This is a genomic window from Pseudomonas sp. SCB32 (assembly GCF_009189165.1).
Taxonomy (GTDB): Bacteria; Pseudomonadota; Gammaproteobacteria; order Pseudomonadales; family Pseudomonadaceae; genus Pseudomonas.
In genome coordinates this window covers 3155538-3175589 of sequence record NZ_CP045118.1, presented here as the reverse complement: position 1 = coordinate 3175589, position 20052 = coordinate 3155538, and the positions used below count along the sequence as shown (strand labels likewise).

17 protein-coding genes are annotated in these 20052 nt (G+C 67.4%); 7 read left to right on the top strand and 10 right to left on the bottom strand.

Translation table 11 applies throughout. From position 1 onward, the window contains the following. Positions 1 to 11: 11 nt before the first annotated feature. The 10 genes from GA645_RS14665 to GA645_RS14620 form a co-directional block, all read right to left on the bottom strand. On the bottom strand, positions 12 to 1448 hold the full coding sequence (locus tag GA645_RS14665; RefSeq protein WP_152223745.1) for a DUF3336 domain-containing protein: 1437 nt from the start codon (positions 1446 to 1448) through the stop codon (positions 12 to 14). 73 nt (positions 1449 to 1521) lie between these two features. Then, positions 1522 to 3033 carry a wax ester/triacylglycerol synthase family O-acyltransferase gene (locus GA645_RS14660; RefSeq protein ID WP_152223744.1) on the bottom strand — a complete coding sequence of 504 codons (1512 nt, stop codon included), beginning with the start codon at positions 3031 to 3033 and terminating at the stop codon, positions 1522 to 1524. A gap of 86 nt (positions 3034 to 3119) precedes the next feature. Continuing rightward, a complete protein-coding gene (locus GA645_RS14655) occupies positions 3120 to 5099 on the bottom strand; it encodes an alkyl sulfatase dimerization domain-containing protein (RefSeq protein WP_152228115.1) in 1980 nt (659 codons plus the stop codon). Positions 5100 to 5166: 67 nt separating this feature from the next. Further along, a complete protein-coding gene (locus tag GA645_RS14650; RefSeq protein WP_152223743.1) occupies positions 5167 to 5991 on the bottom strand; it encodes an SDR family NAD(P)-dependent oxidoreductase in 825 nt (274 codons plus the stop codon). Between the two features lie 11 nt (positions 5992 to 6002). Beyond that, on the bottom strand, positions 6003 to 6422 hold the full coding sequence (locus GA645_RS14645) for a MaoC family dehydratase (protein WP_152223742.1): 420 nt from the start codon (positions 6420 to 6422) through the stop codon (positions 6003 to 6005). An 11-nt stretch (positions 6423 to 6433) separates the two neighbouring features. Then, the gene (locus GA645_RS14640; RefSeq protein WP_152223741.1) at positions 6434 to 6874 is read right to left on the bottom strand and encodes a MaoC family dehydratase N-terminal domain-containing protein; all 441 of its coding nucleotides are present in this window, start codon (positions 6872 to 6874) and stop codon (positions 6434 to 6436) included. Positions 6875 to 6891: 17 nt separating this feature from the next. After that, a complete protein-coding gene (locus GA645_RS14635; protein ID WP_152223740.1) occupies positions 6892 to 8079 on the bottom strand; it encodes a lipid-transfer protein in 1188 nt (395 codons plus the stop codon). A 19-nt stretch (positions 8080 to 8098) separates the two neighbouring features. Next, on the bottom strand, positions 8099 to 9238 hold the full coding sequence (locus tag GA645_RS14630) for an acyl-CoA dehydrogenase family protein (RefSeq protein WP_152223739.1): 1140 nt from the start codon (positions 9236 to 9238) through the stop codon (positions 8099 to 8101). A 139-nt stretch (positions 9239 to 9377) separates the two neighbouring features. Next, positions 9378 to 10205, bottom strand: coding sequence for an enoyl-CoA hydratase/isomerase family protein (locus GA645_RS14625; RefSeq protein WP_152223738.1), 828 nt, complete (start codon positions 10203 to 10205; stop codon positions 9378 to 9380). A gap of 88 nt (positions 10206 to 10293) precedes the next feature. Further along, positions 10294 to 13125 (bottom strand): LuxR C-terminal-related transcriptional regulator, encoded by a 2832-nt coding sequence (locus tag GA645_RS14620; RefSeq protein ID WP_152223737.1) that lies wholly within the window; start codon positions 13123 to 13125, stop codon positions 10294 to 10296. Between the two features lie 225 nt (positions 13126 to 13350). Between GA645_RS14620 and GA645_RS14615 the strand changes: the two genes are divergently transcribed. The 7 genes from GA645_RS14615 to GA645_RS14585 are packed head-to-tail and all read left to right on the top strand — an operon-like array spanning position 13351 to position 20026. Further along, positions 13351 to 14505 carry a CaiB/BaiF CoA-transferase family protein gene (locus GA645_RS14615; RefSeq protein ID WP_152223736.1) on the top strand — a complete coding sequence of 385 codons (1155 nt, stop codon included), beginning with the start codon at positions 13351 to 13353 and terminating at the stop codon, positions 14503 to 14505. A gap of 36 nt (positions 14506 to 14541) precedes the next feature. Beyond that, on the top strand, positions 14542 to 15741 hold the full coding sequence (locus GA645_RS14610; protein WP_152223735.1) for an acetyl-CoA C-acetyltransferase: 1200 nt from the start codon (positions 14542 to 14544) through the stop codon (positions 15739 to 15741). A gap of 15 nt (positions 15742 to 15756) precedes the next feature. Next, positions 15757 to 16155 carry an OB-fold domain-containing protein gene (locus GA645_RS14605; protein ID WP_152223734.1) on the top strand — a complete coding sequence of 133 codons (399 nt, stop codon included), beginning with the start codon at positions 15757 to 15759 and terminating at the stop codon, positions 16153 to 16155. After that, entirely contained in the window at positions 16152 to 17297 is a 1146-nt protein-coding gene (locus tag GA645_RS14600; protein ID WP_152223733.1) for a thiolase family protein, read from the top strand. The genes GA645_RS14605 and GA645_RS14600 overlap by 4 nt, the downstream gene beginning before the upstream one ends. A 10-nt stretch (positions 17298 to 17307) precedes the next feature. Then, positions 17308 to 18054, top strand: coding sequence for a 3-oxoacyl-ACP reductase FabG (gene fabG / locus GA645_RS14595; protein ID WP_152223732.1), 747 nt, complete (start codon positions 17308 to 17310; stop codon positions 18052 to 18054). 3 nt (positions 18055 to 18057) lie between these two features. Then, positions 18058 to 18861, top strand: coding sequence for an enoyl-CoA hydratase/isomerase family protein (locus GA645_RS14590; RefSeq protein WP_152223731.1), 804 nt, complete (start codon positions 18058 to 18060; stop codon positions 18859 to 18861). 10 nt (positions 18862 to 18871) lie between these two features. Beyond that, positions 18872 to 20026, top strand: a complete 1155-nt coding sequence (locus GA645_RS14585) for an acyl-CoA dehydrogenase family protein (protein ID WP_152223730.1) — start codon at positions 18872 to 18874, stop codon at positions 20024 to 20026. Positions 20027 to 20052 lie beyond the last annotated feature (26 nt).

Below are 20052 nucleotides of genomic sequence, written 5' to 3'. Positions count from 1 at the left end.
CGGAAGCCCGGTCACCCAATCCATTTGCGATCACGCAGGATGCGGTCCAGGGTCCGGCTGATGGCCGTGCAATTGCGCACCATCTCCATGCGTTCCCAGGTCGCCTGTTCGCCTTCGTGCACCAGTTGTTTCAGCTCTCCCAGAGGCATGGGTGCCAGTAGCTTGAGCGGGTTGTGCCAGCGCTTGCCGAGGAAGATGTTGATATCGGCGATGTAGTCCTGCACCAGTACGCTGTAACTCAGATGCTGCCAGCGGGCCAGTGTGGGGTTGCGGATGCGCAGGTGGTCGCGGCCAAGGCGCAGCAGCTGGGTGGCGACACCCTTGCCGAGGCGAATCTGCTGGTTCACCGCGCTCTGTAGCAGGTTGTGGTGGGCATTGGGGTTGGGCGTGAAGAGCAAGGCGGCGGGGTTGGCCATGCTGGAGATGAAGTGGTTGACTCCATACAGGCGACCCAAGCGCTTGGCCGGCAGGTCGTCGAGGAAGGAACCGTCGATCCATTGCTGTTCCGGCAGGTAGTGGACCTGCTGGCCCGCTGCATTCTTCGCCTGGAGGGTCACCGGCGGATAAAGGCCGGCGATGGCGCAGGATGCCATGACCGCCGAGCGCACCAGCACCGTGGGCGCGGTAATCGCATTGAGCAGGCGCGGTGCCTGGCTCGGTTCCAGGCCGGTGACGGTGATGTTCAGGTGCCGACCGCTGATCTTGTAGGCCTCGGCGAAGGTCAGGTCGGGGATCAGTCGCTCCAGGTAGCCGGCCAGGTCGCCGGCTTCAAGCGCGGGTCGTGTCCGCAGGCGGCGCTGGCGGGTCGCCCCCTCCGGCTGGATCAGCAGGATCTCAGGCTGCAGCTTGTCCAGCAGTTCGGCATCGCTGTGGGTACAGGCGATGGACGCGAGGATCGAGCCGGCGCTGGAACCGGAAATGATGGCGGGTAGAAGGTTCTGCTCGAACAGCGCCTTGAGTACGCCGGCATGGAAGTAACCGAGCACCGCACCGCCGCTGAGCATCAGCGCCGAGCGGCCGAAGCAGTGGCTGGCGCGAAGGAAGAAGTCCCTGCGCTCCTCCAGGGGAATGACATTGTCATCAAGCCCGTCGATGGTTTCCAGAGACAGACAGACTTCTTCGATGTACTGATGGATCAGGTGTTTGGTGCCGAGGTGGGACTGGCCATAGAGCGAGGCTTTACCCATGCCGGCGAGGTTGCCGTGGATGCCCTCGTTGAGCGCGAACATCAGGCTGGCGTAGCTGCCTGCACTACGCATGCCGCGCAGGCGTTCGTAGCGCTGGCGTACGGTGCGGTAGTCATAGTCGGACGAGACCTCGTTGTGGCGCCAATTGTTCATGCCGGTCGCCTGGTCGAGGGCAGCGGCATGTCTCCTCCAGTCCTGGTAGCTGTGGGCGTGATCCATTTTCTCGCGCCACTGCTGGGCCGCTGTCTTGTGCCTGAACATGGGAATTCTTCCTGTAGGCTGCGGTGACGGCGGTCGGGCGGGGCATCCGTGCGTGCCGCCCGTCGCCCAGGGGTTATTCGCTGGCAGGCTCGGTTGGGCTGGCTGCCGCTTGACGCCTGCGGGGAGCGGCTGGCCGGCTGGTCCCTTCTTCGGCTGGTGGGGGGAGCTGGGCGCGTGCCAGCCCCAGGTGCTCGTCGAGCGATTCCTGCAGGCAATCCATGTACACGTCCATGTCCGGCAGCATCTGCCGGTCGGCCAGCACCCCGAGGATGATCTGCCCGTAGAGGCTGGTGATGCCGTGGCTCAGGCCCATGCCGTCGAACACCGGGACGATGGGGAAGGTGGCGAGGATCTCGGCGCCGGCGAAGTACTTCTTTTCGATGCCATTGGCCGGCCCCGGCACGTTGGTGATCAGGGTGTTCTGCAGGTGGAAGCGGCTGACGTAGCGGACCTGGTTCTGCAGCCAGCCGCCGAGCATGCGCATTGGCGCCGGCAGCATTTCGCCCATGGAGGTGATCAGCTCGTGCATCACTTCCTTGGCCAGCGGTGCGCCGCGCTGGGTGCGTTCGGTTATGGCCTGCAGGCGCGACTGCGGGTCGGCCATGTCGGTGCCCATGCCGATCAGCATCATCGAGATGAGGTTGCCCATGTCGCGCCGGGCGGCGTCCGGGCGCATCGCCACCGGGCACAGCGCGACCAGCGACTGGTCTACCGGCAGCGCTTCGCGGCGCAGCAGGTAGCGGCGCAGGCCGCCGGAAATGATCGCGATGATCACGTCGTTCAGGGTGGCCCCCTGGGCGCAGCGGCGGATCTGCTTCAGCTCCTCGATCGGCCAGCGCGTGGCGCCATAGCTGCGATGCGGCGAGACCTGGGCGTTGAACAAGGTGGTGGGCACACGGTGCTGGTCGGGGCTGGCGTCACCGCGCAACTGGGTCATCAGTTGCATGCTCTTGCGCGCCACGCTGTAGCCCGCCTTGGCACTGCGCAGCGACTGGCTGAGAAGGCGCGGCATGGTCTTGGCCCACATCTGCGCGCGGGTGGGCACACGTTCGTTGATGGGCTGGCGATAGGTGTGTTCGTCGAACTCGATCTGGTCGTCCATCAGCAGGGTGGCGATCTCGACCCCGGACTTGCCATCGACGTAGGCGTGGTGGAAGCGCAGCAGCAGGGCGAAGCTGCCTGGCGGTACGCCCTCGACATTGTTCAGCCCTTCGATGATGGTGATTTCCCAGGGCGCGCGTTCCATGTCCAGGCTGCGCGACATCGCCCGTGCGGTGAAGATGCACAGCTGACGCCAGTCCCCCGGTTGCGGCAGGCCGACGTGGCGGATGTGGTATTCCAGGTCGAAGTGCTTGTCCTCCAGCCAGTACGGATCGTCCAGGCGGAAGGGCGCGTGGTGCAGCCGGCGGCGGAACAGCGAGGTGCTGCTCAGGCGGCTGTCGATGAAGCGGATGATGTCCTTGTGCCGGACCAGGCCGTTGGGCGCCGTGTTCTGGTCGCAGATCCACAGGCCACCGATGACCATGGGCTGGTGTGGGGCATCGGAGTAGAAGAACTGCGCATCCATGGGGGTGAGTTGCTTCATGCTGTATGTCCTGTGAGGAGTCGAGAGCGTTGCTCTCGGGGAGCGCTCCCACCGCCAGCTTTGCAGAGGAGGCGGCGGGCGCGGCCTTACGGCGTGACGATGTTGAACTGCGGCGGGAAGCTGTCGACCATACCGAGCAGGCCGGCCAGCACCTTGCTGTCGCCTTCCAGCTTGATGTCGCCCTGCTTGATCGCGGTGGGGAAGTCCAGCTTGCGCAGGCTGATCTGGTCGAGGGTCGCCTTGGCCAGCCTGATGGTCACGTTTGCGTTGGCGCTCTTCTCGTCATTGCGGTGGGTGAGTACACCATTACGCAGCGTCACGGCGTAGTCCTTGCCGATGTCGGTGAACTCCCAGTTCATCACCATGTCGTGGCCCTGGGCCTTGTCCGAATCCAGGCGGATCGCCAGGAAGTCGAAGAACTGGCTGGGGTCCATGCTCTTCACCACGTCGGCCTTGGTGGCGCCGGCGTCATAGACCGGCACGCCGCCGCGCAGCTCCATGGCGCCGGTGAGGTAGATGTTGCGCCACAGGGCGTTTTCCGACTGGTAGCCGAGCTGCTCCAGGGCTTCGGCCTGCAGCGCCTTGGCTTCCTTGTTGTCCGGCTGGGCGAACACCAGGTGGTTGCCCAGCGTCGCCGCCCAGCGGTAGTCGCCCTTGTCCAGAGCCGCATGGATCAGCTTGCTCACCGCTTCCGCGCCGCCGAGCGCCTCGACATAGTGCTGGGCAGCGTCGGTCGGCGTGAGCGGGTCCAGGTTGGCCGGGTTGCCGTCGTAGTAACCCAGGTAGCGCTGGTAGACCGCGCGCGAGTTGTGGCTGAGGGAGCCGTAGTAGCCGCGGGTGTACCACTTCTTGTCGAGGTCGCCCGGCAGTTTGTCCATCTTCTGGGCGATCTCGGTGGAGGTCAGGCCCTGGTTCATCAGGTGCAGGGTGCGGTCGTTGAGATAGGCGTACATGTCGCGCTGGTCGGCCAGCAGGGTGCGGATGCGCTCGGCGCCCCAGGTCGGCCAGTTGTGGGAGACGAACATCACGTCGGTCTTGTCGCCGTAATGCTCCAGGCTCGCGTCGAGGTATTGCGACCAGGCCTTGGCATCGCGCACCAGCGCGCCACGCGGGGTGAGGATGTTGTGCATCATCTGCGTGCTGTTCTCGGACATGCACAGGGCGCGATGCTGCGGGAAGTAGAAGTTCATCTCCGCCGGCGCTTCGGTGCCGGGCGTGAGCTGGAACTCGATCTCGATGTCGCCAACGGTGTGGGTTTCGTATTCCTTCTGGATCAGGTCGGTCGGCGCGATCAGGGTGAAGGTGCCGCCCGAGGGCAGCGCCTTGCCCATACCGACGTCGACCTGGCCGCGCTCTCCGCGCGGCAGGAAGGTGCCGAACTGGTACTGCGAACGGCGGCTCATGGCGTTGCCAGCGAAAATGTTCTCGCTGATGGCATGCTCCATGAAGCCCGACGGCGCGAAGATCTTCACCTTGCCGCTCTTCACGTCGGCTTCGTCGACGATGCCGCGCACGCCGCCGAAGTGGTCGCCGTGGCTATGGCTGTAGCCCACGCCGATGATCGGTTTCTTCGGACGGTGCTGGTAATACAGCTCCAGGGCGTTGCGGGCCGTCTCGGCATAGGTGAGGGGGTCGATGACGAAGAGCCCGTCCTTGCCCTCGATGATGGTCATGTTCGACACGTCCATTCCGCGCAGCTGGTAGATGCCGTCCGCCACCTGGAACAAGCCGGCGTGGTTGTTCAGCTGGGCCACGCGCCAGAGGCTTGGATTGATGGTGTCGGGAGCCTTGTCCGCATCGAGGAAGTCGTGGCTCTGGCTGTCCCAGACCACCTTGCCGGCGGCGTTCTTCACCTGCCCCTTGAAGGGCGCGACCAGGCCACGGGTAACCGACTCGTAGTCGGTACGGTCGGTGAAGGGCAGGACCTTGAGCACTTCGGCATTCTTTGCCGCAGTGAAGGTGCTGGCCGGCTGGCTGGCAGGCTTTTCCTCTGCGAACAGGGGCTGGCCGAGGCTGGCGGCGATGGTGCCGGCCAGCAGGGTGCGGGGCAGATAGCGGACGAACATGGACTTCATGGGGACTCCTTATTCTTGTTCTCTAGTGGCCCGCAGGCGGAAGCCCGCGGCGCCGGGTTTACTGCAGGTTGCCGGCCACGGCGACGGTCTGTGCGGTGATGTAGTTCGACTCGGGGGAGCAGAACAGGTACACCGCGTCGGCGGCTTCCTGCACGGTGCCGGGGCGCCCCAGCGGGTTGCGCTGGGCGAACGACTTGGCCACTTCCGGGCTGATGCCTACGCGGATGTCGCGTCCGTCGATGCTTACCGTGGCGCCGGCGTGGGCGTCGGCGCGGGTCATGCGGGTCTCGATGAAGCCGAAGGCCACCGCGTTGACGTTGACCTTGAAGCGCCCCCATTCGCGGGCCAGGGCACGGGTCATGCCGGCGACGCCGGCCTTGGCGCCGCTGTAGTTGAGTTGCCCGGCGTTGCCGTTGAGGGCGGACACCGAGGAGATATTCACCACCTTGCGGAACACCTCGCGGCCGGCTTCGGCGTCAGCCTGGGCTTGGGCCTTGATGATCGGGTAGGCGGCGCGGAAGATGCGGAAGGGCGCGGTCATGTGGCAATCGAGGATGGCGTACCACTGCTCGTCGCTCATCTTCTGCACCACGTCATCCCAGGTGTAGCCGGCGTTGTTGACGATGATGTCGATGGCCTTGAAGTTCTCCATCGCGGTACGGATGTAGCGCTCGGCGAAGTCCGGCGCGCTGACGTTGCCGTGGCAGATCGCCGCCTGCCCGCCGAGGTCACGGATCATCGAGGCGGTTTCCTGCGCCGGTTCAAGGTCCAGGTCGTTGATCACGATGCGTGCGCCTTCGCTGGCCAGCTTCAGCGCGATGGCTTGGCCGATGCCGCGTCCGGAGCCGGTGACCAGGGCCACCTTGCCGTCGAGTTTTGCCATGTTCGGGGTCCTCACTGCAGGGCGACGATGGCGTCGCCGACGATCTTGGTTTCGCCGTATTGATTGGCGGTCTGGATTTCCAGCTTCACGCGGCGCTCGCCCTCGGCCTCGAACTTCTCCACCACCTTGCCGGTGCAGGTGATCTGGTGGCCGAGGTGGGTGATGCCGGCGAAGCGCACGCTGAAGCCGCGCAGCTGGCGCTGGTCGACCCACTGGGTGAGCAGGCGGCCGAGGTAGGCCATGGACAGCATGCCGTGGGCGAACACGTCGGCCATGCCGGCCTTGCGCGCGTAGTCGATGTCGATGTGGATCGGGTTGTGGTCGCCGGAGGCGCCGGCGAACAGCGCCAGGGTGGTGCGGTTGATCGGCGCCAGGGCCAGCGCTGGCAACTGGTCGCCAACCTGGATGGAATCGAAGTGGACAGTGCTCATGGGACCTCCGGTCAGCCGTTGCGGTGGACGAGGGTGGTGCGCAGGGTCGCCATGTGCTCGCCGCGCTGGTTGGTGACCTTCGATTCGCGCACCACGAAGCTCAGCGCGCCGCCTTTCTTGTCGTAGATGTCGGTGATGCGTACGTCGTAGTGCAGGGTGTCGCCGGCATAGGCCATGCGCTGGTAGGTGAAGGACTCCTCGCCATGCAGAATGCGCGATGAGATGATCCCCAGTTCGTCGCGCCAGGCCTGGTTGGGCATCTGGAAGGCCAGGGAGAAGAGGAAGGTCGGCGGCAGCGGCAGGGTGGGGTGCCCGGCATCGCGCGCGGCCTGCTCGTCGAAGTAGATCGGGTCGGTCTCGCCGATGGTCTTGGCGAAGAAGCGCAGTTGCCCGGCTTCGGCGGTGGCGCTGAAGGACGGCAGGACCTTGCCGATATGTTTCTTGTCGATCATGGGACTGGCTCCGCAGGTCAGTTCTTCTGGTACACGGTGACCACGCCGGCACCGCCGAGGCCGAGGTTGTGCTGCACCGCGATGCGCGCATTGGCCACCTGCCGGTCACCGGCGCTGCCGCGCAGCTGGTGGGTCAGCTCGTAGCACTGGGCAAGGCCGGTGGCGCCCAGCGGATGGCCCTTGGAGAGCAGGCCACCGGACGGGTTGACCACCCAGCGTCCGCCGTAGGTGTTGTCGCCGTCGCGCACCAGCTTTTCGCCCTGGCCTTCGGCGCAGAGTCCGAGGCCCTCGTAGGTCAGCAGTTCGTTCTGGGCGAAGCAGTCGTGCAGTTCGATGACGTCGATGTCGTTCACGCCGATCCCGGCCTGTTCGTACGCCAGGCGGGCCGCCAGGCGGGTGACCTCGAAGCCGACCACGCGGATCATGTCGCGGGTCTCGAAGGAGTCCGGTACGTCAGTGGCCATTGCCTGACCTGCGATCAGCACGTCGGTGCGCAGGCCGTGCTTCTTCGCAAAGGCCTCGGAAACCACGATGGCCGCCGCCGCGCCGCAAGTGGGCGGGCAGGCCATCAGGCGGGTGAGCACGCCCGGCCAGAGCACCACGTCGTTCATCACCTGCTCGGTGGTGACCACGTTGCGGAACACCGCCAGCGGGTTGCGTGCCGCGTGGCGGCTGGCCTTGGCGCGGATAGCGGCGAAGGTTTCCAGCTGGGTGCCGTACTTCTGCATGTGCGCGCGGCCGGCGCCGGCGAACTGGCGGATGGCGTTGCTGGGCACGTCGACGCCGGTCACCAGCTCGTCGACGATGGCGTTGGCGCGCTCCAGCGCAGCCGGGCGGTCGGTCCAGGCGGACTTCAGCGCGCCGGGGTTCATCTGCTCGAAGCCCACCGCCAGGGCGCATTCCACCGCGCCGCTCTGCACCGCCTGGCGGGCGAGGAAGAGGGCGGAGGAGCCGGTGGCGCAGTTGTTGTTGACGTTGAGCACCGGGATGCCGGTCATGCCCTCGTGGTATACGGCCTTCTGGCCGCAGCAGGAGTCGCCGTAGACGTAGCCGGCGTAGGCCTGCTGCACCAGGCGGTAGTCGATGCCTGCGTCGTCCAGGGCCTGGCGGATGGCGTCGCGCGCCATGACGTCGTAGAAATCGCTGGTGCCGGGCTTCTTGAACTGGATCATGCCGACGCCGGCGACGAATGCTTTCTGGCTCATCGTTATTGTCCTTGTGTGATCAGAGCTTGCGGGAGATCAGCTCGCGCATGACTTCGCTGGTGCCGCCATAGATGCGGTTCACCCGCATGTCGACGAAGGCGCGGGCCACCGGGTACTCGAGCATGTAGCCGTAGCCGCCGTGCAGCTGGACCATCTCGTCCAGCGCCTTGCCCAGGGTCTCGGTGGCGAACAGCTTGGCGATCGCCGCCTCCTCCAGGGTCAGGCGGCGGCGCATGTGCTCGGCGAGGTAGTGGTCGATCATCAGGCGCACGGCGGTGGCCTGGGCCTTGATGTCGGCCAGCTTGAAACGGGTGTTCTGGAAGTCCCAGACGCTCTGGCCGAAGGCCTTGCGGTTCTTCACGTAGTCGAGGGTGTGCTCCAGCAGCACCTCAAGGCGCGCGGCGGCGGAAACGGCGATGGAGAAGCGCTCCTGGGGCAGTTCGCCCATCAGGTAGGCGAAGCCCTTGCCTTCCTCGCCCAGGCGGTTGCCGACCGGGACGCGGACGTTGTCGAAGTACAACTCGGCGGTGTCCTGGGCGTGCTGGCCGACCTTGTCCAGCTTGCGCCCGCGCTGGAAGCCGGGGCGGTCGGTTTCCACCGCGATCAGGCTGATGCCCTTGGCGCCGGCTTCCGGGTCGGTCTTGCACACCACGATTACCAGGTCGGCGGTCAGGCCGTTGCTGATGAAAGTTTTGCTGCCATTGATGACGTAGTCGTCAGCGTCACGAACGGCGGTGGTGCGCACGGCCTTGAGGTCGCTGCCGGTGCCCGGTTCGGTCATGGCGATGGCCAGGATCAGCTCGCCGGAACAGGCGCGCGGCAACCAGCGCTGCTTCTGTTCCTCGCTGCCGCAACGGGCGATGTAGGGGGCGATGATGTCCGAGTGCATGCCCAGGCCGTTTCCGGACAGGCCGGCACGGTTGAACTCCTCGTTGTACACGGCGCTGTGGCCGAAATCACCGCCGCCACCGCCGTACTCGACGGGCAGGGTGATGCACAGCAGGCCTTCGCGGCCGGCTTTGAGCCAGATCTCGCGGTCCCACTGGCCGGCCTTGTTCCAGGCCTCCTGGCGCGGCACGCATTCGCGCTCGAAGAAGCGGCGCACGGTGGTGCGGAAGATTTCATGGTCGTCGCGGAAGACGGTGCGTTCGATCTGCACGGATAGCTCCTCGGGCAGGCAAGGCTGCCGACCGGCGGCGCCGGTCGTGGTTGTCGTCCCGCGCGGCTGGCGCGGTGGGGTGGGTTCTACGGTAGAGGGGGCGCCTTGGCGGGCACTCCACCCTTGGTGGGTGGCAGCTTCAGCCGCGGTCCCAGTCGAAGCGGGAGGGTTCGCCGCCGAGGAAGGCCGACACCGCTTCGCCGTGGTAAGGCGCGGTGGAGGCCACGCCCTGGGCTAGGCTTTCCAGCTCGGCGAGATTGCCCCAGGAGGTCTCGAAGCTCTGGTTGAGCAGGCGCTTGCTCATTGCCAGGGCATCGCGAGGGGCGGCAAGGAAGCGTCGGGCGAGCTTCTCGGCTTCGGCCGGTAACGCTTCCGAGCTGTATATCGCGTGCACGATGCGCAGGTTCTGCGCTTCCTCGATGTCCACGCGGCGGGCGCTGAACAGCAGCTCCTTGGCCATCTGCAGGCCGACGAGGCGGGGCAGGGTGTAGAGCGCACCGGAGTCCGGGACCAGGCCGAGCTTGGCGAAGGGCATGCAGAACGAGGCGCGGTTGGAGGCGAGGATGAAGTCCGCGAGCAGGGCGATGGCGAAGCCGGCGCCGTAGGCCGGGCCGTCTACCGCGGCGATCACCGGGATCTCCAGGCCGCGCAGGCGCTCCAGCCAGCCATGCAGGCGGCGGATGCGCAGGCGCATGGCATTGGCCGAGTTGATCTCGGGATCGGTGCTGGTCTGGCGCTCGCGCAGCGATTTGAGGTCGCCGCCGGCGCAGAAGCTGCCGCCCGAGCCGGTGATGATCAGGGCGCGAATGCTGCGGTCGGTTTCCAGACGGTCCAGCAGGTCGGCGTAGTCTTCGCGCAGCTCCAGGGACAGGGCGTTGCGTGCCGCGGGCTTCTGGTGGGTGAAGGTGGCGATGCCATCGGCAATGCCCAGCTGGGATTCGCGGAACGTGATGAGTTCGGTAGTCATGACGGGCTCTCGGCGGAGGTGACCCGTCCATGCTCGGTGGCGGCCCAGCCAGCGCCTCCCCCCTTTGCGGGTGGCGGCGTCGCCTGGATCAGCGGCCGGCGCCTGCCATGCCGGCGGTTTCTGCATCGCGCAGGCGGGCCACCGCTTCGTCGCGGCTGCCGACGCCGAGCTTGCTGTAGATGTGCCGCAGGTGCCATTTCACCGTTTCGTGGGAGAGCCCCAGGGCGCGGGCGATCTTCTTGTTCGGCAAGGCCTGGGCGAGCAGGCGCAGCACTTCCAGTTCGCGTTCGCTCAGCGGCTCCATGGCGCTGCCGAGGTTCAGGGCTCCGCGCGGGGCTTCGTCGGCGGCCGTTGGCTCGACGACGGTGCGGCGGGTGCTGCGCAGGCGGTCGATGTAGAACGCCAGGATCGGATCGAGCGCCTGGTCGCGGGTCACCGCCTCGATCAGTTCAAGCGCCGTGGGGTGGGCGTCCACCACGCTGCGCAGCTGGCCGTAGCGCTGGGCAGTGCGCAGCGCAGCGAGCACCTTGTCGCGGGCCAGGTCGAGTTGGCCGCGCTGGGCGTCGAACACCGCGCCGAGTACCTTCAGGCGCGTCACCGCGAGCTGCCGGCCATCCGCTTCGCCAGCCTCGATCATGCGGTTCAGGCGCAGTGTGGCGCTGTGCAGGTCGCCTCGCATGGCGTCCCAGCGCACATGGGCGTTCTCGACGATGAGGAAGATGTCCTTGCGGTGGCTGGTGGCGGCCTCGGGGTGGCGGGCGGCGATGCTGTCCAGGCGGGCCAGCTTGGTTTCGGCCGCCACCACCTCGCCCAGCAGGAGGTGCCAGTGCACCTGCCAGACCAGGGAGTGGGCCATGAGGCGATCGAGACTGTGCTGGCGCGCGTATTCGTGCAGGCGTTCCAGGTAGGCGAAGGCCTCGCGGCGGTTGCCGGCGACCCAGTGAGCCTTGCCCAGGACCTCCAGCGCGCGCAGCACCGAGTCGGGTATTGAGATGCGCTCCAGTACGTCGATCTGCGGCTCCAGCAGTTGCAGGGCGGCATCGATCTCGTTGGTTTCATAGAGTGTGTCGCCGAGCAGCGCGGTGGCCAGGTGCAGGGCGTCGGCACACGAGCGGCCGTGTTTCTGGGCTTCGTAGATGACTTCGCGGTAGATGCGCTCGGCTTGGGCGATCTGGCCTTCCATCGCCAGGCTCAGGCCGATCAGGCAGCGGCCCTGCAGGCTACCGCCGGCGGTGCCGAGCAGCGGCGCGCCGTCCACCAGCAGTTGCGGGCGCTCCAGTTGCACCTGACGGGCACGCTCGTACTCGCCCAGGTTCATGTACAGCCAGGAGAGGATGTTCAGGCTGCCGCCGACCATCACGGCGTTGACTCCCGGTGGCGGGTTGAGCAGTTGCGGGAGAATCCGCACGGCGTCGTCGGTGTTGTCGCGCTGCACGGCCAGCGTCGCGCGCAGCATGGCCACCCGGAAGCGGGCGTCGTGATCGTCGGCAGGGATGTCGCGCTCCAAGTGGGCGATGCTCTCCAGGCAGGCGCTGAAGTCACGGGCGAAGACCTGCATGCGGGCGAACAGCAGGCGCAGGCGCAGGCTGGCCTGGATCTGCTCCCTGGGCAGCAGGCGCGCCAGTTCCACCAGCACGCGCAGGTCGCCCTGGGCATACAGGGCTTCCAGGCGCTCCTCCACCAATTGCGCGGCGGCCTGGGCTTCGCCGCCGGCGACGGCGTGGCGCACCGCGTCGGTCAGTTGTCCGCGCTCGCGCAGCCAGCGCCAGGCACGGGCATGCACCGCCTGCTGGTGCGCCGGATCGCGTCGGGCCAGGAGCTTGAGCAGGGTCTCGCGCAACAGCGGGTGCAAACGGTACCAGGTTTCCGGGTCGGGGCCGTCCAGCGCGATCAGGAACAGGTTGTCGCTTTCCAGGCGCGCCAGAAGCGCCATCGCTTCGCCCACCGCGCTCGGGCGGTCGACCAGCGCGGCGCATAGCGAAGGGCAGAAGCGGTCGCAGACGGCGGTGTGCACCAGCAATTCGACATCATTGCTGGCCAGGTGCGAGAGCACGGCGGATTCGAAGTAGTCGGCGAACGCCTGATGGTCGCGCAAGGGCGAACGGGCGGCGTCGACGGCAAGATCCCGCGGCGCGGGTTTACGGCGGCCGGCGGCGAGCAGCTGCAGGCCGGCGATCCAGCCATCGGTCATCTCGTGGATCTCGCGGACCTCCTCGGTAGGCAGCTCGCCCAGCTGCTGACGCAGGAACAGCGCAGTCTCCTCGGGGGTGAAGCGAAGGTCGCGCAGGTCCAGTTCCAGCATCTGTTCCTGGCTGCGCAGGCGGGCGAGGGAGAGCGGTACGGCGCTGCGCGTACCCAGCACCAGATGCAGGTTGGAAGGGGCGTATTCGAGCAGCCACTGCAGCGCCTGGTGAATGCCGACGTCGGTGAGGGTGTGGAGGTCATCGAGCACCAGCACCAGCTCACGGCCGCGTTCGGCGATGCCGCGCACCAGGGTAATCACCGTGCGCTCCAGTGCCTCGCCGTCGAAGCCGTGAGCCTCCAGCAGCGAGGCCTCGCGCACGATCGACGGGTCGACCTGGGCCAGGCTGCCCAGCAGGTAGTCGATGAAGCGCCCCGGCTCGTTGTCGTCGCTGCCCAGGCTCAGCCAGGCGACGTCGAAGCCCAGCGGCAGCAATTGTTGGCGCCAGGCCACCAGAGTGGTGGTCTTGCCGCAACCGGCGGGCCCCTTGATCACGATGCAGCGCAGGCGGCGTGCTTCCACCAGGCGGGTCGCCAGGCGCTCGCGAGCCACGGTGCGGCTGCCGCTACGCGGCGGCGAAAGCCGGGAGCGGTCCAGTGCGGCGGCAAGGGCCGGTTCGATGGGCGCCTTGGCGTATGCAGGGCTTGTTCTTGTTGTGGTGCTGCTGGGCTTGTCCATGGGCATTCCGAGGCAGGTTCGGCAACCCGTGACCATCGTCGGGTCGCCAGAGCATGGCCCAGAGCATGCCGCAGTTTCCCCGTCATTCACCAGTGTCTTTCTGCATCGGCGCGGGCTGGCGGGCTGTGCCACCCAACGCGGGTGGCGGAGGTGGTCCTGACGCATTGTTCCATGGAGGAAAGGCGGCGCGAGGGCGCCGGTGGACTCTTGAGCAGGACGATGCGAATGGGTGTGTTGAGCGGTATTCGGGTGCTGGAATTCGAGGCGATCGGCCCCGCGCCCTTTGGCACCATGCTGCTGGCCGACATGGGGGCGGACGTGATCCGCATCGACCGCCCGCTCGCCCACGACGACCTCGGGCCGAAGATGAGCGGCCCGAAGGTGGATATCACCGGACGTGGCCGCCGCTCGGTCACCCTCGACCTCAAGCGGCCCGGGTCGGCCGCTGTAGCCCTGGACCTGATCGAGCACGCCGACGTGCTGATCGAAGGCTTTCGTCCCGGCACCATGGAGCGACTCGGGCTCGGCCCCGAGCACGCCTTGGCGCGCAATCCGAAGCTGGTCTACGGCCGCATGACCGGCTGGGGCCAGCATGGCCCGCTGGCCCAGCGCGCCGGCCATGACATCAACTACATCGCGCTGTCCGGTGTGCTCTCCGGCATCGGTCCGGTGGCCGGTCGCCCGGTGCCGCCGCTGAACCTGCTCGGCGACTACGGTGGCGGCGGCATGCTGCTGGCGATGGGCGTGCTGGCCGCGCTGCTGAATGTCCAGCGCGGCGGGGCGGGGCAGGTGGTCGACGCCGCCATGGCCGAAGGCGCGGCGCAGCTCGGCTCGGTGATCTGGGGCCTGCTCGCCTCCGGCAACTGGCGCGAAGAGCGCGGCAGCAACCTGCTGGATGGCGGTGCGCCCTGGTACGACACCTACCGGACCCTGGATGGTCGCTACATGGCGATTGGCCCGGTGGAGGGGCGCTTCTATGCCGAGCTTCTGGACAAGCTCGGCCTGGTCGCCGCCGATCTGCCGCCGCAGCACGACCGCAAGGGCTGGCCGCGCCTGCGCGAGGCCTTCATCCACGCCTTCCTGCAACGCACTCGCGACGAGTGGTGCGCGATCTTCGACGGCAGCGATGCCTGCGTGGCACCGGTGCTCGGTTTCGCCGAAGCGGCCGGACATCCCCACGCCCGCGCCCGTGGCAGCTTCATGGAGGTGGGCGGCGTGGTGCAGCCGGCTCCGGCGCCGCGTTTCCTCGGTACTCCCGGTGCGATTCCGCGGGCCGCTCCCAGGCGTGGCGAAGGCGGCGCGGCGGCCCTGCGGGACTGGGGGCTGTCCGCCGAAACCATGGACAGCCTGCGACGACGGGGCCTGGGTCTCGACGCCTGACCGACATTTCCTTTCCGACGACAAGAAGAGACAGCCATGTCCAACGCTTACATCCTCGCCCCGGTGCGTACGCCGATCGGCAAGTTCGGCGGTAGCCTCGCACCCGTGCCGGCGGCGCAACTGGCCGCACTGATCCTGCAGGAAGTGCTGCGGCGCAGCGAGGTCGACGCCGGTTGCGTCGACGAGGTGATCCTCGCCCAGTCCTACCAGTCCAGCGAGGCGCCCTGTATCGGTCGCTACGCCGCGTCCCTCGCCGGCCTGCCGGACGAGGTCGCCGGCTACACAGTGGACCGCCGCTGTGGGTCCGGCCTGCAGGCGCTGATCGACGCGGCAATGCAGGTGCAGACCGGCGTCGCCGACTGCCTGCTGGTGGCCGGCGTCGAGAGCATGAGCAACATCGAGTACTACAGCACCCACATGCGCTGGGGCGCGCGTCTGGGCGACGTGAAGCTGCATGACCGCCTGGATCGCGGCCGGGTCAATTCCCAGCCGGTAAGCCGCTACGGCGATTGCTCCGGTGGTGCGGTCGAGACCGCGGAAAATCTGGTGCGCGACTACGCCATCAGTCGCGAGGCCTGTGACCGCTGGGCGGTGGCGAGCCACCTGAAAGCGGCCGCGGCCTGGGCCAAGGGCCGCTTCGATGCGGAGGTGATGCCGGTGGAGGTGCCTCAGCGCAAGGGCGAGCCGCTGCTGTTCAGCCGCGATGAAGGCATCCGCGAGGACGCCAGCCTCGACGCCATGGCCCGCTTGGCCCCGGTGATCAAGGGCGGCACCGTCACCGCCGGCAGCGCCAGCCAACAGAATGACGCGGCGGCGGGCTGCCTGGTGGTGTCTGAACGCTTCGTCATCCAGCACGACCTGCGGCCGAGCGCGCGCCTGGCCGGCTGGGCCTCGGCGGGCTGCCATCCGCTGCGCATGGGCATCGGCCCGGTGCCGGCGGTGGCCAAGCTGATGCAGCGCCTGCAGCTGAATTTGGCGGAAATGGGCCTGATCGAGGTGAACGAGGCCTTTGCCGGCCAGGTACTGGCCGTCCTGCGTGAGTGGGGGCTGGAGGACGACCCGAGGGTGAACGTCAACGGTTCCGGTATCTCCCTCGGCCACCCCATCGGTGCCACCGGGCTGCGGATCATGACCACGCTGCTGCACGAGATGCAGCGCCGCAATGCCCGCTACGGGCTGGAAACCATGTGCATCGGCGGCGGCCAGGGGCTCGCCGCGGTGTTCGAACGCGTCTGAGGCACAGGAGCTTCCATGAGCACATCCCAACACGAACTGGCGCCGAGCGTCGCCGAACAACCCTGGCGCGATCGCGACGGTCGCGTGGTCCTGCTGGCCCAGCGTCGCCCCGGCCACCCTGGCCTGCATTTCCCGCCGCTGCCGGAAACCTCGCCGCTGCATGGGCAGTGCGAGCTGGTCGAGGTCGAGTCGACGCCGCGCCTGTACAGCTTCACGGTCGTCCATTCCAGCCCAAAGGCGAACAAGGCGCCGCAGCCGCTGGGCCTGGCCGACTACCCCGAAGGCCTGCGGGTGTTCGCCCGCCTGGACTATCCGGCCGGCCGCCGGCCGCGCATCGGCGAGGCGCTGAGCCTGTGCCTGGTGCAGACCGACAACGGCCCGATCTACGCCTTCCGTCCGCAGGAGGACGCATGAGCAAGCCTGTCTATATTGCCGGCGCAGCGATGACGCCGTTCGGCCGCCATGCTGCCTCGATGCAGGACCTGACCCAGGATGCCGTGCTCAAGGCCCTCGCCGATGCCGGCCTCGAGCTGAACGAGCCTCAGGCCTTCTACGCCTGCAACGTATTTGGCGGCATGGTGCTTGGCCAGGTGCTGCTGCGCGACCTGGGGCTGTCCGGGCTGCCGATCTACAACGTCGAGAATGCCTGCGCCAGCGGCGCCACTGGCGTGCACCTGGCATGCCATGCGTTGCAGGCCGGCATCTACGACACCGTGGTTGTGTTCGGCGTGGAGAAGCTCACCGCCCTGGGCGGCGGCACGATCCCGCTGCAGCGCAACGATTACATGACCGAACTCTATGCCCGTGCCGGCATGGCGCTGCCGGCCATCTACGCCATGCGCGCGACCCGCTACCTGCACGAGTTCGGCGTGGGCGCGGAGGCGCTGGCCGAGGTAGCGGTCAAGAACCGTCGTCACGGCGCCCTGAACTCTTTCGCCCAGAGTCGTACCGAAGTCACCCTGGACGAGGTGATGGCTTCACGCATGGTCTTCGATCCCCTGACCCTGCTGCAGTGTTGCCCCTCGGCGGTGGACGGCGCGGCGGCGCTGGTGCTCACCACCCGCAAGCCGCAGCAATTCCGTGCCGTACGCGTGCTGGCCTCGGTGATCCAGTCGGGCCGGGCCGAGGAGCCGAACGACGACATCCTCTCGGCGGAGATCACTGCCCGTGCGGCGACGCTTGCTTACCAGCAGGCCAGCGTGAAGCCCGCCGACATCGATGTGATCGAACTGCACGACGCCTTCAGTATCGCCGAGCTCATCTACTACAACGCCCTGGGCCTCTGCGGCCGTGGCGAGGCGCACGAACTGCTGAAGAGCGGAGCCACCAGCCTGGGCGGCAAGACCGTGGTGAACCCGTCCGGCGGCTTGCTCGCCAAGGGGCATCCGCTGGGCGCCACCGGCGTCGCGCAGATGGTCGAGGCCGTCTGGCAGTTGCAGAACCGTGCCGGCGAACGCCAGGCCGAAGGGGCCGAGCTGGCCCTGACCCAATGCACCGGCGGCGGCATTGCCGGCGTCGACCACGCGGCATCCGCCGTACACATCCTGGGCGTCTGAGGAGTTCCCCATGAATAAACACGTTGCCATCGTCACCGGCGGCGCCCAGGGCATCGGCCTGGGGCTGACCCGGGCATTGCTGAATGCAGGTTACGCCGTCGCCATGTTCGACCTGAACGGCGAGGCCATGGACAAACTGGTGGCCGAGGCCGGCGCCCAGGCGGACAGCCTGATGGGCGTAAAGGTCGACGTGACCTCCGCCGAGCAGGTCAACGCCGCAGTGGCCCAGGTCGCTGCGCGCTGGAAAACCCCGGACCTGCTGGTGAACAACGCCGGCCTGACCCGCGACAAGCGCCTGGTGAACATGAGCGAGGCGGACTGGGACCTGGTCCTGGACGTCAACCTGAAGTCGCAGTTCCTCTGCGCCAAGGCCGTGGTGCCGGGCATGATCGAGCAGGGCTTCGGGCGCATCGTCAACATTTCCTCGCGTGCCTGGCTGGGCGGCTTCGGCCAGGCCAACTACTCGGCGGCCAAGGGCGGCGTGATCAGCCTGACCCGCACCCTGGCCATCGAACTGGCCAAGCACGGTATCACCGCCAACGCCATCGCCCCCGGCGCCATCGACACGCCGATCCTCGCGCCGCTCTCCGAGGAGCAGCGCGCGAAGATCATGTCGACCATCCCCGTCGGCCGCATCGGCAAGCCGGAGGACATTGCCCACGCGGTACTGATGTTCGCCGACCCGAAGGCGTCCTACATCACCGGCCAGACCCTCTACGTCTGCGGCGGCCGCTCCCTGTCCAGCCCGAGCGCATGACCGATGGCCATCCAGTTGCAGATCATCGGCCATGTCGCCGTCATCACGCTCGACGCGCCGGAGTCGCTCAACGCCCTGACCATCGGTGACCTGACGCACCTGCGCAAGGCACTGCTGACTTGCCAGGACGAGGAGCAGGTACGCGCCATCGTGCTCACTGGCAAGGGTGAGCGCGCCTTCTGCACCGGGGCGAACCTCAAGGCGACCCTGCCGCCGCAGACCGGCTTCGCCAGCGGCGTACTGAAGAGCCGCGGCGCCGAGGCCGAGGAGGGCGGCTACACGCGGCTGATCGATCTCGGCGACCTGGAATTGTGGAAGCCGATCATCGCCGCCATCGACGGCTACTGCCTGGGCGGCGGCCTGGAACTGGCGCTGCAGTGTGACCTGCGCATCGCCAGCGAGGAGGCTTCCTTCGCGCTGCCGGAGTCCAAGGTGGCGAGCATCCCGGCCGTGGGCGGTGTGCAGTACCTGCTGCGGGCGATCCCCGCGGCCCATGCCATGAAGCTGGCCCTGACCGGGGAGCGCATCAGCTCCGAGGAAGCCCTGCGCATCGGCCTGATCAGCGACCGCGTACCCCGCGAGGCGCTGATGCCACTGGCGATGGAGTTGGCCGAGAAGATCGCCGCCAATGGCCCGCTGGCCGTGCAGGCGATCAAGAAGCTGGCGGTCGAGACCAGCCATATGGCGCCGCGCGATTTCGTCGCCCAGTCGAACCTGCACTGGGGGCTGCTACGCGACAGCAAGGACCGTATCGAGGGCCGCAAGGCCTTCGCCGAGAAACGTCCGCCGAAGTACACCGGCGCCTGAGGACCCATCGATGAATTTCGCTCCCAATGAATCCCAGGAAATGATGATCGATGCGGCCCGGCGCATGGTCCGTGACCGCATCGACCCGGTGTTGGCCCGTCATCCGCTGGACAAGCCGCTGCCCAAGACGGCCATGCTGGAAATCTACGCCGCCCTGGCCGAACTGGGCATCACCGCGCCGCGCCTGCCGGTCGAAGTCGGTGGCGGCGGGCTGAAGATGCTCGACTACGGGATGATCCTCGAACAGCTGCCGGCCATCGTCGCGCTCTCGCTGATTTCTCACGAGGGCACCGTGGCGCGCATCTACTCCGGTTGCCCGGCGGAGATCGCCGCGCAGTACCTGCCGGACCTGATCTCCGGGCGCAAGATCGCCTGCACCGCAAACTCCGAGGTCAACGCCGGCTCCGACTCCAACGCGGTGAAGACCCGCCTCCGCGTCGAAGGCGAACATGCCTACATCAGCGGCCGCAAGATCTGGATCACCAACGCCTCGGTGTGCGACGTGCTCAACGTCTCCTGCACCCTGGGTAACGACGAGCGCGGCCGGCCCATCGCCCAGCGCGCGCTGGTGGACCGAAGCCAGTCCGAGGTGGATGTGCGCGAGATCGGCGTCACCGGTCTGCAACAGGGTCACCTGAGCGAAGTGGTGTTCGAGGAGACCCGTATTCCCCGTAGCCAGCTGATCGGCGAGGCAGGGGATGCCGCCAAGACCCTCACTGTCGGCTGGAACGGCAATCGTCCGCTGATCGGCCTGATGTGCGTGCATCTGGCGCAGAAGGCCTTCGACCTGTCGGTGGAGTACGCCAAGGTCCGCGAGCAGTTCGGCAAGCCGTTGGCGGCGCACCAACTGGTGCAGCAGGACCTGGCGGACATGGAAACCCTGATCGTCACCTCGCGGCTGCTCTGTTACCAGGCGCTGGACGCGATGGACCGTGGGCAGCGCGCCAACGGCACCTCGGCCATGGCCAAGCGCTATGCCACCCAGGCTTGCGAGCGTGCGTTGAACCTGGCGATGCAGGTCCATGGCGGCATGGGCATTACCGAGGAGCTGGGCATCGAGCGGATGTGGCGCGACGCGCGCATGTTCCAGGTGCCCGATGGCATGAACGGCATCCTGGCGTTGATCCAGGGCCGCGAGATCACTGGTGTCAGCGCCTTCCGCTGAGCCCGAAGAACAAGAAGCAGAGGATC

Coding starts and splice junctions, on each gene's coding strand:
- GA645_RS14665 (WP_152223745.1), bottom strand. CDS start 1,448: ATGTTCAGGCACAAGACAGCGGCCCAGCAGTGGCGCGAGAAAATGGAT.
- GA645_RS14660 (WP_152223744.1), bottom strand. CDS start 3,033: ATGAAGCAACTCACCCCCATGGATGCGCAGTTCTTCTACTCCGATGCC.
- GA645_RS14655 (WP_152228115.1), bottom strand. CDS start 5,099: ATGTTCGTCCGCTATCTGCCCCGCACCCTGCTGGCCGGCACCATCGCC.
- GA645_RS14650 (WP_152223743.1), bottom strand. CDS start 5,991: ATGGCAAAACTCGACGGCAAGGTGGCCCTGGTCACCGGCTCCGGACGC.
- GA645_RS14645 (WP_152223742.1), bottom strand. CDS start 6,422: ATGAGCACTGTCCACTTCGATTCCATCCAGGTTGGCGACCAGTTGCCA.
- GA645_RS14640 (WP_152223741.1), bottom strand. CDS start 6,874: ATGATCGACAAGAAACATATCGGCAAGGTCCTGCCGTCCTTCAGCGCC.
- GA645_RS14635 (WP_152223740.1), bottom strand. CDS start 8,079: ATGAGCCAGAAAGCATTCGTCGCCGGCGTCGGCATGATCCAGTTCAAG.
- GA645_RS14625 (WP_152223738.1), bottom strand. CDS start 10,205: ATGACTACCGAACTCATCACGTTCCGCGAATCCCAGCTGGGCATTGCC.
- GA645_RS14620 (WP_152223737.1), bottom strand. CDS start 13,125: ATGGACAAGCCCAGCAGCACCACAACAAGAACAAGCCCTGCATACGCC.
- GA645_RS14615 (WP_152223736.1), top strand. CDS start 13,351: ATGGGTGTGTTGAGCGGTATTCGGGTGCTGGAATTCGAGGCGATCGGC.
- GA645_RS14610 (WP_152223735.1), top strand. CDS start 14,542: ATGTCCAACGCTTACATCCTCGCCCCGGTGCGTACGCCGATCGGCAAG.
- GA645_RS14605 (WP_152223734.1), top strand. CDS start 15,757: ATGAGCACATCCCAACACGAACTGGCGCCGAGCGTCGCCGAACAACCC.
- GA645_RS14600 (WP_152223733.1), top strand. CDS start 16,152: ATGAGCAAGCCTGTCTATATTGCCGGCGCAGCGATGACGCCGTTCGGC.
- fabG (WP_152223732.1), top strand. CDS start 17,308: ATGAATAAACACGTTGCCATCGTCACCGGCGGCGCCCAGGGCATCGGC.
- GA645_RS14590 (WP_152223731.1), top strand. CDS start 18,058: ATGGCCATCCAGTTGCAGATCATCGGCCATGTCGCCGTCATCACGCTC.
- GA645_RS14585 (WP_152223730.1), top strand. CDS start 18,872: ATGAATTTCGCTCCCAATGAATCCCAGGAAATGATGATCGATGCGGCC.